11 protein-coding genes and 1 pseudogene are annotated in these 10,473 nt (G+C 67.3%); 8 read left to right on the plus strand and 4 right to left on the minus strand.

The window, feature by feature from the left end:
- From WA965_RS22055 to WA965_RS22065, 3 genes are all read right to left on the minus strand, one after another.
- A partial coding sequence (locus tag WA965_RS22055) for a methyltransferase family protein (RefSeq protein ID WP_526448074.1) occupies window positions 1-587 on the minus strand: 587 nt, incomplete at its 3' end.
- Between the two features lie 88 nt (window positions 588-675).
- On the minus strand, window positions 676-1,497 hold the full coding sequence (locus tag WA965_RS22060) for an enoyl-CoA hydratase/isomerase family protein (RefSeq protein ID WP_526301748.1): 822 nt from the start codon (window positions 1,495-1,497) through the stop codon (window positions 676-678).
- Entirely contained in the window at window positions 1,494-2,363 is an 870-nt protein-coding gene (locus WA965_RS22065) for a ribokinase (RefSeq protein ID WP_526301750.1), read from the minus strand. The genes WA965_RS22060 and WA965_RS22065 overlap by 4 nt, the downstream gene beginning before the upstream one ends.
- A 58-nt stretch (window positions 2,364-2,421) precedes the next feature.
- On the opposite strand from WA965_RS22065, the gene WA965_RS22070 reads away from it, so the two are divergent.
- The 4 genes from WA965_RS22070 (at window position 2,422) to WA965_RS22085 (ending at window position 6,808) form a co-directional block, all read left to right on the plus strand.
- Window positions 2,422-3,690, plus strand: coding sequence for a glutamate-5-semialdehyde dehydrogenase (locus WA965_RS22070; RefSeq protein ID WP_526301752.1), 1,269 nt, complete (start codon window positions 2,422-2,424; stop codon window positions 3,688-3,690).
- 13 nt (window positions 3,691-3,703) lie between these two features.
- On the plus strand, window positions 3,704-4,579 hold the full coding sequence (locus WA965_RS22075) for an AAA family ATPase (protein ID WP_178356893.1): 876 nt from the start codon (window positions 3,704-3,706) through the stop codon (window positions 4,577-4,579).
- Window positions 4,579-6,012: a vWA domain-containing protein gene (locus WA965_RS22080; protein ID WP_526301754.1), complete on the plus strand. Its 1,434-nt coding sequence runs from the start codon at window positions 4,579-4,581 to the stop codon at window positions 6,010-6,012. The genes WA965_RS22075 and WA965_RS22080 overlap by 1 nt, the downstream gene beginning before the upstream one ends.
- 67 nt (window positions 6,013-6,079) lie before the next feature.
- Entirely contained in the window at window positions 6,080-6,808 is a 729-nt protein-coding gene (locus tag WA965_RS22085; RefSeq protein ID WP_526301756.1) for a GntR family transcriptional regulator, read from the plus strand.
- A 54-nt stretch (window positions 6,809-6,862) separates the two neighbouring features.
- Here the strand turns inward: WA965_RS22085 and WA965_RS22090 are convergent, their stop codons facing one another.
- Complete coding sequence (locus WA965_RS22090; RefSeq protein WP_526448075.1) at window positions 6,863-8,308, minus strand: GGDEF domain-containing protein; 1,446 nt, start codon at window positions 8,306-8,308, stop codon at window positions 6,863-6,865.
- A gap of 298 nt (window positions 8,309-8,606) precedes the next feature.
- On the opposite strand from WA965_RS22090, the gene nadD reads away from it, so the two are divergent.
- The 4 genes and pseudogenes from nadD to WA965_RS22110 all read left to right on the plus strand — a co-directional run.
- Window positions 8,607-9,251 carry a nicotinate-nucleotide adenylyltransferase gene (nadD, locus tag WA965_RS22095; protein ID WP_526301760.1) on the plus strand — a complete coding sequence of 215 codons (645 nt, stop codon included), beginning with the start codon at window positions 8,607-8,609 and terminating at the stop codon, window positions 9,249-9,251.
- The gene (rsfS, locus tag WA965_RS22100; RefSeq protein WP_526301776.1) at window positions 9,248-9,625 is read left to right on the plus strand and encodes a ribosome silencing factor; all 378 of its coding nucleotides are present in this window, start codon (window positions 9,248-9,250) and stop codon (window positions 9,623-9,625) included. The genes nadD and rsfS overlap by 4 nt, the downstream gene beginning before the upstream one ends.
- Window positions 9,622-10,299 carry a glucosyl-3-phosphoglycerate phosphatase gene (gpgP, locus tag WA965_RS22105; protein WP_526301762.1) on the plus strand — a complete coding sequence of 226 codons (678 nt, stop codon included), beginning with the start codon at window positions 9,622-9,624 and terminating at the stop codon, window positions 10,297-10,299. Before rsfS ends, gpgP begins: the two co-directional genes overlap by 4 nt.
- A pseudogene (locus WA965_RS22110) lies at window positions 10,289-10,473 on the plus strand (diglucosylglycerate octanoyltransferase); the annotation flags it as partial. The gene gpgP and the pseudogene WA965_RS22110, both read left to right, overlap by 11 nt.

Genomic DNA, 10,473 nt, shown 5'->3' on the forward strand with positions numbered 1-10,473 from the left:
CGGGGGACGAAGCGGCCGACCGTCGAGGCGTAGTCGCGGTAGGCGTCGCCGTGTACCGCTTCCAGATAGGGCTCCTCGACAGCACGGACCTGCAGTTCGATGGCTGCGAACAGCAGTGCGAACCCGATGAATGCGAGCACATTCGGGGTCATCAGCGTGATGCCGAACGCGAAGACGAGCATCGCGGTGAACACCGGGTTGCGGGCCACGGCGAATGCGCCGCTGTGGACCAACGTCGTGGTTTCGGTGGGGTCGACGCCGATTCGCCACGAGTCACCCATCCCCAGCTGTGCATAGAGCGTGCCCGCAATGCCGAACAGTGCGCTGACGACACCGAGCGTCTGGATCCACATGGAGAGGAACACGGGCACAGGCGTGAGGACGTCGAGCAACTGCAGGGCCGGGGCGAGGATGATCACCGCGACAGCGGCCGCGAATCCGACACCGGCGAACCACTCGACCGATCCCGTTCCTCCACTGATCCCGTTGAAACCCATCGACCCCGTGTGACGCCGTTGCAGCCAACTGCGCCAACCGAATCCGAGCCCTGCGTAGACCGCCAGGAAGGAGAGCGCGACAACCGGCATGCCGCAGACTATCCCGTGGTTCAGACTGCGTTCAGGGCGCGGCTGGCCGGCGTGTCGTCGCCGTGGCCGCAGTGTCGACGCAGAGTCTTCAGAGTCGGCCGTCGAGGCGCAGATCGGGATGGACCCAGTCCGGTGAGCGGCGCTCCTTGAACGCCATGAACCCCTCGATGGATTCGGGTGCGCCCAGGCTCGACTGCATACCGATGCGGTCGTACAGGCCGATGTAGTTGTCCAGGCTCGACTTGATGACAGCCCGGGCACCCGGCGCCGTGCGGCAACACTGCGCCAGCACTTCGCGCGCCGCGTCGTGGAGGTCCTCGTGCGGAACCATCCGGGCCACCATGCCCCAGTCGAGCGCCTCGGCCGCCGACAGGGTGCGGCCGGTGAACATCAGATCGCGGGTCCGCACCGGGCCGATCAGCCGGGCCAACATGTGGCTGTAGTACGTGTCGGCGATCCCGCGGTACAACTCGGGCACCCGGAATGTCGCCCGGTCGCTGACCACCGCCATGTCGGCGCACAGCGCGATCTGCAACCCGCCGCCCTGGCACAGCCCGTTCACGGCGGCTACCACGGGCTTCGAGGACTGGCGCAGTGTGTCGAACGGCAGGGCGTCCATGCCCAGCGCCGAACCGAACGTCAGCCAGTTGTCGGCTCCACCACCGCCCATGTCGCCGCCGGGGGCGAAGACGTCGCCGGTGCCGGTGAGTAGCAAGCCGGCCAGGTCGGGATCGGAGTCGATGTGCTTGACCGCGTACTTGATGCCGAAGTACATCGCCGGGGTCATCGCGTTGCGGGCCTCGGGGCGGTCCAGCGTGCAGACCCCGAACGCGCCCTCCCGGTCGAAGTGCAGGTACGGCGTGCCGAGCCAGTCGCCCTCCGGGGGGCGAGGTGGCGTGGTTGCGGTCATGAAGCCTCCAGGATGTCCTCGATAGCCTCACTGTAAGGGGCACAGTCGCCGGCTCCGGGCACCAGCGTCGCCAACGCCCCGGCCGCACAGGCTCGCCGCAGGGCGTACTCCAGGCCGTCCGGCCAGGTGGCCGCCAGCACGCCGGCGAACACGTCGCCGGCTCCTGTCGTGTCGATCGGTTCCACCGCGGGCGCCGGCACGTCGATCTGTGCGCCGTCGGCGATGACGCGTGCGCCGCGCGAACCGCGCGTGATGACCAGATGCTTTACCGGAGGGCACTCTGCGGTCAGCCAATCATTGGCTTCGGTTTCGTTGACCACGACGACGTCGGCGAGTTCGGCCAGCGCTGCGACGTCGTCGGGGTGCGGAGCGGGTGAGGCGTTGACGATGACTACCGCGCCCGCCTCCCGACCGACCCGGGCGGCAGCCGCAACGGTGTCGAGCGGGATCTCCAGCTGGATCAACACGACGTCGCTGTCGGCGATGACCGACCGGATCGCCGCTGAGCTGATGGCGAGATGCGCGTTGGCGCCCGGCGCCACCACGATGCAGTTCTCGGCGCCGGAGTCGACGATGATCGCCGCCGATCCGCTGGGGCCCGGAACCGCGGCGATCCCAGCCAGTCCGACACCGTTGGCGTCGAGGTGGTGACGCAGTTGGTCGGCCGCTGCATCGGTGCCCAGCGCGGCGACGAGTTGCACGGCCGCGCCGGCACGTGCGGCGGCGACCGCCTGATTGCCTCCTTTTCCGCCCGGCGAACTCGACAATCCCGACGCGAGCACGGTCTGGCCGGGCCGCGGCAGCGCATCGACGGTGAAGGTGAGGTCGGTGTTGACACTGCCCACCACACAAACCCGCGCTGCCATGGCGTCAACGCTAGTTCCCGGCACGAACGTGGGTGGGCAGGTCCGATAAGCTGCACTAATGAGTCTGCACGCTCCCGAGCGCAGTGAGGCGACAGACAGCCTCCGCGAGCAGGTGCACGGTGCCGCCCGGAGATCGCGTGTCGCGGCCCGCCGGTTGGCGACGCTGAGTACCGAGGACAAGAACCAGGCGCTCCGCACGGCGGCCGATCATGTGCTGATCCACACCCGGGCCATCATGGAGGCCAACGAGGCCGATCTCGAGGTCGCCCGCTCCACCGGGGCCGCGGCGGCGATGCTCGACCGGCTGGCGTTGACCCCGACCCGCATCGAGGGCATCGCCGACGGCCTGCGGCAGGTTGCCGCGCTGCCGGATCCGGTCGGTGAGGTGTTGCGGGGCCGCACGCTGCCCAACGGCCTCCAACTCCGCCAGCAGCGGGTACCGCTCGGCGTGATCGGCATCGTCTACGAGGGTCGCCCCAATGTCACCGTCGATGCGTTCGGGCTGACGCTGAAGTCGGGCAACGCCGTTCTGCTCCGCGGGAGTTCGTCGGCGGCGAAGTCCAACGCCGCGTTGGTCACCGCGCTGCGCGCGGCGCTGGCGGTCGAGGGCCTCGACAGTGACGCCGTGCAGTTGCTGCCCAGTGCCGACCGGGCCAGCGTCACGCACCTGATCCAGGCCCGCGGACTGGTCGATGTGGTGATCCCGCGCGGAGGTGCGGGTCTGATCGACGCAGTGGTCCGCGATGCCCAGGTGCCGACCATCGAGACCGGCGTCGGCAATTGCCATGTCTACGTGCATGAATCGGCTGATCTCGAGATGGCCGAACGGATCGTGCTCAACGCCAAGACCCGCCGGCCCAGTGTGTGCAACGCCGCGGAGTCGTTGTTGATCGATTCCGCGATCGCCGATGTCGCCGTGCCCAGATTGGTCGCAGCGCTGCAGGACGCGGGAGTGACGGTGCACGTCGACCCGTCCGAGGAGGAGTTGCGCGCGGAGTTCCTCTCGATGGACATCGCGCTGGCGATCGTCGATGGTGTCGATGCCGCGATCGCACACGTCAACGAGTACGGCACCGGCCACTCCGAGGCCATCGTGACCGCCGATCTCGCCGCTGCCCAACGGTTCACCGAACGGGTGGACGCCGCAGCGGTGATGGTGAACGCGTCGACCGCATTCACCGACGGAGAGCAGTTCGGTTTCGGCGCCGAGATCGGAATCTCCACCCAGAAGCTGCATGCCAGAGGCCCGATGGGCCTGCCAGAACTGACGTCGACCAAGTGGATCGTGTGGGGCTCGCCCGTGACCGGCCACACCCGTCCCGCTTGATTCAGGAGACCACATGAGCGTCCCCGCACGACCGGTGCCGATGTTCGCAGACATCGACGATGTCGCTCGGCGGTTGGCCGAGACCGGCTACCTGCCTGACACCGCGACCGCCACCGCGGTGTTCCTCGCCGACCGGCTGGGAAAGCCGCTGCTGGTGGAGGGCCCCGCGGGGGTCGGCAAGACCGAACTGGCACGCGCCGTCGCACAGGCCACCGGCGCGGAACTGGTCCGTCTGCAGTGCTACGAGGGCGTCGACGAGGCCCGGGCACTCTACGAGTGGAACCACGCCAAGCAGATCCTGCGCATCCAGGCGGGGCACGGGGACTGGGAGCAGACCAAGACCGATGTCTTCTCCGAGGAGTTCCTGCTCACCCGCCCACTGCTCACCGCGATCAAACGCACCGAGCCCACGGTGTTGCTGATCGATGAGACCGACAAGGCCGACATCGAGATCGAAGGCCTGCTGCTGGAGGTCCTCAGCGACTTTGCGGTGACGGTGCCGGAACTGGGAACCATCACCGCCACCCGTAAGCCGCTGGTCGTGCTCACCTCCAACGCGACCCGGGAACTGTCTGAAGCGCTCAAACGGCGCTGCCTGTTCCTGCATATCGACTTTCCCGATCCCGACCTCGAGCGCCGAATCCTGCTCTCCCGGGTCCCCGAGTTGCCGGTGCACCTCGCCGAGGAGTTGGTGCGCATCATCGGCGTGCTGCGCGGTATGCAACTCAAGAAGGTGCCGTCGGTCGCAGAGACGATCGACTGGGGACGCACCGTGCTGGCTCTGGGCTTCGACACCATCGACGACGAGTTGATCGCGGCGACGATGGGTGTCGTGCTCAAGCACCAGTCCGATCAGGTGAAGGCCTCAGGGGAGCTGAGGCTCAACTGATGGCGGTCCGACGCACCCGCCCGCCGCAGCCGCTGGCGCCCCACGGAATCCCCGGCCACCTGGTCGAGTTCGTGGAAGCGCTACGCGGGCAGGGGATTTCGGTGGGTCCCTCGGAAACGGTGGACGCCGGTCTGGTGATGTCGACGCTGGGGCTCGGTGACCGCAAGGTACTGCGCGAAGGCATCGCCTGCGCGGTGCTGCGACGTCCGGATCATCGCGAGACCTACGACGCGTTGTTCGATCTGTACTTCCCTGCGGCGCTCGGTGCCAGGACCGTGCTCGACGACGATACCGACGAGCAGGGTCTGCCCCCGGAGGACATCGAGGCGCTGCGCAGCGCGTTGGTCGACATGCTGACCGACAACGAGGAACTGGCCAACCTCGACGAACGGCTCGCGGCGATGATCGCCCAGATCGTCGAGGCGTACGGCCGATACAACTCCAGCCGCGGCCCGTCGTATTCGTCGTACCAGGCGCTCAAGGCGATGAGCCTCGACGATCTGGAGGGTCGGCTGCTGGCCGGGTTGCTCGCGCCCTACGGCGAGGAACCCACACCGACCCAGGAGCAGATCGCCAAAGCACTTGCCGCGCAACGTGTCGCTCAGCTGCGCCGGATGGTGGAATCGGAGACCAAACGGCGCACCGCCGAGCAGTTGGGCCGCGACCACGTGCAGATGTACGGGGTGCCGCAGCTCGCCGAGAACGTCGAGTTCCTCCGGGCGTCGGGTGAGCAACTGCGGCAGATGCGCCGGGTCGTGCAACCCCTGGCGCGCACGCTGGCCACCCGGCTGGCCGCACGCCGGCGGCGATCCCGCTCCGGGGAGATCGACCTGCGCAAGACGCTGCGCAAATCCATGTCCACCGGAGGCGTACCGATCGACGTGGTGCTCAAGAAGCCGCACCCGGCCCGCCCCGAGCTGGTGGTGCTGTGCGATGTGTCCGGTTCGGTCGCCGGCTTCAGCCACTTCACGCTGCTGCTGGTGCACGCGTTGCGCCAGCAGTTCTCCCGGGTCCGCGTCTTTGCCTTCATAGACACCACCGATGAGGTCACCCAGCTGTTCGGACCCGACTCCGACCTCGCGGTCGCCGTGCAGCGCATCACCCGCGAGGCGGGGGTCTACACCCGCGACGGGCACTCCGACTACGGCCATGCGTTCGTGTCGTTCCTCGACAAGTATCCGAACGTGCTCTCGCCGCGCAGCGCGCTGCTGGTGCTCGGCGACGGCCGCAACAACTACCGCAACCCCGAGACCGACCTGCTCGCCCACATGGTCAATGCGAGCAGGCATGCGCACTGGCTCAACCCGGAGCCCAGGCACCTCTGGGGCAGCGGCGATTCGGCGGTGCCCCGCTACGAGGACGTCATCACGATGCACGAATGCCGATCGGCCAAGCAGTTGGCCACCGTGATCGACGCACTGCTTCCCGTCTAGCGCGGCGGGTGCGAAGTCGGCCCGCGATTTCGGCTTGCGGGGCATCGCCCGCGGTTAGTCTCCACGGATGCCGCCCGGCACGCCGCTGTACATGACGATCGCGGCTGATGTCCGCGACCGGATCGCCACCGAGCAGCTGGCCCCGCACACCCTGTTGCCGTCCGAACGGGAGATGGCGGAGGTGCACGGCGTCAGCAGGATGACCGCGCGGATGGCGCTGTCGCTGCTGGAAAGCGAAGGACTGGTGTACCGGAACCCGCCGCGGGGCACGTTCGTCGCAGAGCCCAGGGTGCGCTTCCGTGTCGGTAGCTTCTCCGAGGAAGTCACCCGGATGGGGCGTCGGCCGTCCGCCCGGCAGTTGTGGGCCGACCGCCGGCTCGCAACGCCGGCGGTGCTGCTCGCGCTCGGGTTACCCGACGGCGCCTGGGTGCACGTCTTTCACCGGTTGCGCACCGTGGACGAGGTGCCGTTCGTCCTGGAGACGACGTACATGCCGGCCGACCTCACTCCGGGGATCCTCGACGAGCCGGAGCAGGGGTCGCTGTGGGCGGCACTGCGCACCCGGTATGGGATCGAGCTGGCGCGCTCGACGGCGGTGCTGGAGTCGATCGTGCTCGACGACGTGACCAGCGTGCAGTTGGGTGTGCGCGCCGGATCGGCGGGAACCCTCCTCACCCGCCGCACCGAGGATGCCGGCGGGCGCTGCGTGGAGTACGGCCACGACTTCTATCGCGCCGACCGCGCCGCCTTCGAGGTCACCGAAAATCTCGCAACGCCCCGGCTGTCGGGCGTTTGAGCCATCTCGGCGGGTCACCAGTCGGTAGCAAGCGACGCGTTGTTCTCCGATGAACTACGCAGAGGTGTTCGTAGTGGTTCTGCAGATCCCCGGGTGCTTCGCCGCGACTACATGGTTCCGCCGGGTCTTGGCACAGTACAGCGCGCCGTCCGCATCAGCCATCAGCTCATCCAAGGTCACGTCCGAGGTGGCCGAGCAGGCCAGTCCGATGCTGACGGTGGATCCCCATTCGCCGAACTCGTCGTGTGCGCTCTTATGTTGGTGGCGCCGGATCTCTTCAGCGAGGCCTGTCGACGCTGCGAGGTCCTGCCCGATGACCAGCAGCGCGAACTCCTCGCCGCCGAGCCGGGCGAATACGTCGTGCGCATCCGCAAATTTCCGGACAACGTCGGCGAAGGCGACCAACGCGCGGTCGCCCGCCTGGTGACCGCAGTTGTCGTTGAGTTTCTTGAACCTGTCCAGGTCCATCATGAGCAGTGACGTGGGCTGTCCATCGCGGGCGGCGGTCGCGAGCGCCGAATCGGCGCGGCGGACGAACTCCTGGCGCCGGAACGCCTGGGTGAGGTCGTCCTGTGTCACCGCAAGCCGCAGTGCCTCGGATACCTGCTCGCGTTCCGAAATCGTGCTGGCGATCGCGAGAGGTCCCACGGCGAGCAGGGCCAGGCCGATCATGGTTGACGGCGCCAAGGGGATTCCTTCGGGGTTGATCACGCTGGCCCTTTCGCTGACGATGAGCACCAGTGCCCACATCGTCGAGGCCGTGACGAACACGGCGGTGGTGAACACGTCGGTGAGCAAGGCGGCGGCGATCAATGCCGGCGTGGTGAACACCAGCGCCCCCAATCCGCCCAGGTACCAGGACGGTAGCAACGCGACGAGCAGCAGCACACAGGGCACGGCGAGTCGCCGCCAATGGATGTTCAGATAGAGGCGAACGCTGGTCTGGGGGCGGTGCGTTGCCACCGCGGACAAGCAGTCGATCGGGAACGCAAGCACCAGGGGGAGGATCACCGCGTAGTTGAAGAGTTCGATGGCGAACCAACTCAGCGCCCCGTTGACCCAGTCGCCATCGAACATCACGACCTCGACGATCCCCCCAGGCACGGCTGCCGTGGCCGCTGCGACAACGGCCAGCGCCGCCAGCCAGGCGACGGATCGTGTCTCCCGTAGCGTCAGCTCGCCCGGTCGGAAGCGACGGAAGGCGTAAAACCCGGCGAGTACGCCCATCAAGTTGGCCGAGTTCAGCAAGGCAGCCGACTGCCAGTCCCCGCCGGTGAGCATGTCGGCAATGAGGTAACCGACGCCGGCCGCCAGCCAGGTCAGCGCACCGGCGATCTGAGGATTGCGGAGCAGCAGACCCAACAGCAATGCGTTGGAAAGCCAGAATGTGGCCAACGTACCCGGCAGTCGGCTGTAGATTCCTGCCAGGCTCGCGACCAACACCACCGCCAATATCGCCGCGCCGACTGCTATCCGGGCTTGCCAGCGCATGTTCGCCATGTTGCCAGAGTTATTCGAGTGAACTCCGCTGCCTTCTTTGTCGATCATGTTTTCTCTGTCCCGACGCCAACGCTTGGCCGCCATGAACTGCTTTTTTGTTCGCCGCACCGAGTGGCGGGACGTGGTCTTCTAGTCGCCTTCGGCGTTGAGACGGATCTGTGAAAAGTTTGCTTGAGGCACTTGCAGCATACCTGATCTTGAGCGGGCGCCCTGTCGATGCGACGGTGTTGTGGGTTCACCAGCTGCGCGGTTGCTGCTGGACTGGGTCCGCCCCCCGGCTCCAGTAAGCTCGCTGCTCATGCAATCGCGACGGCGGCTGGGCGTGATGGGTGGGACATTCGACCCCATCCACAACGGGCACCTCGTCGCGGCCAGCGAGGTCGCCGACCTGTTCGACCTCGACGAGGTGGTGTTCGTTCCCACCGGTCAGCCGTGGCAGAAGCGCACCCGTCACGTGACGGCTGCCGAAGATCGATACCTGATGACGGTGATCGCCACGGCGTCCAACGCGAGGTTCTCGGTCAGCCGAGTCGACATCGACCGCGGCGGGGCGACCTACACCAAGGACACGCTGCGAGACCTGCGCGCGCTCAACCCCGACGCGGACCTGTACTTCATCACCGGCGCTGACGCGCTCGCGTCCATCCTGTCGTGGCAGAACTGGGAGGAGTTGTTCGCCATCGCCAGGTTCGTCGGCGTCAGCCGCCCCGGGTACGAACTCGACGCCAAACACATCTCGGCCGCGATGGCGGAACTGCCCGCCGACGCGTTGCAGCTCGTGGAGGTGCCCGCCCTGGCGATCTCGTCCAGCGACTGCCGGATCCGTGCCCAGGAGTCGCGACCGATCTGGTACCTCGTCCCCGACGGCGTCGTGCAGTATGTCGCCAAACGTAACCTGTACCAACCTGCCAGCCCCCTCGAAGTCGAAGGAGACCGTCTCTGACCGCCACACAGGAAGCCATCGACATGGCTGGAGTCGCCGCTCGGGCGGCGGCCGCCAAACTCGCCGACGATGTCGTCGTCATCGACGTCTCCGGCCAACTCGTCATCACCGACTGCTTCGTCATCGCCTCGGCATCCAACGAGCGGCAGGTGAACGCCATCGTCGACGAGGTCGAGGAGAAGATGCGCGCCGCCGGGTACAAGCCTGCCCGCCGCGAGGGCACCCGCGAGGGCCGCTGGACGCTGCTCGACTACGTCGACATCGTGGTTCACATCCAGCACCAGGACGAGCGCAATTTCTACGCGCTGGACCGCTTGTGGCGTGACTGCCCCACGGTGCCGGTCGACTTGGATGATGTCGAGGAGACGGAGTGACGATCCGCCGCCTGGTTATGCTGCGGCATGGGCAGACCGACTACAACGCCGGCAGTCGCATGCAGGGCCAGTTGGACACCGACCTGAGCGATCTCGGACGTGAACAGGCCTTCGCGGCAGCAGCGGTGCTCGCCAAACGACAACCGCTGCTGATCGTTTCGTCAGATCTGCGGCGTGCGCTGGATACTGCCGTCGCGCTCGGTGACCGCAGTGGGCAACCGGTGAGCATTGACACCCGACTGCGCGAAACCCACCTCGGCGACTGGCAGGGGATGACCCATCTCGAGGTCGATGCCGTCGCCCCCGGTGCGAGGCTGGCCTGGCGCGACGACGCGCGCTGGGCTCCGCACGGCGGAGAGAGCCGCGTCGACGTCGCCGATCGCAGCATCCCGCTCGTGAGGGAGTTGGTGCAGCAACAGCGTGAGTGGGGCGTCGAGGAACCCGATCGCCCGGTGGTGCTGGTGGCCCACGGTGGGTTGATCGCCGCCCTGACCGGAGCACTGCTGGGGCTGCCGGTCGACAACTGGCCGGTGCTGGGCGGCATGGGCAACGCCAGCTGGGTGCAGCTGGCCGGTCACACCCGCACCGACGGGGAACTCGATTCCTTCGACGACATCCGGTGGCGTCTGGACGTCTGGAACGCCTCGGCGCAGGTCGCCAACGATGTCCTCTGAGGAGTCCGCTGCGGATCCGGCCCGCCGGACCCTGCTGCTCTTCTGCGATTCGCTGTCCTATTACGGACCGACCGGGGGATTGCCGTCGGACGATCCCCGAATCTGGCCCAATATCGTGGCCGACCAACTGGGTTGGGATCTGGAGCTGATCGGCCGGTTCGGCTGGACCAGCCG

Origin of the sequence: Mycobacterium sp., from assembly GCF_049683935.1 — a bacterium.
Taxonomy (GTDB): domain Bacteria; phylum Actinomycetota; class Actinomycetes; order Mycobacteriales; family Mycobacteriaceae; genus Mycobacterium.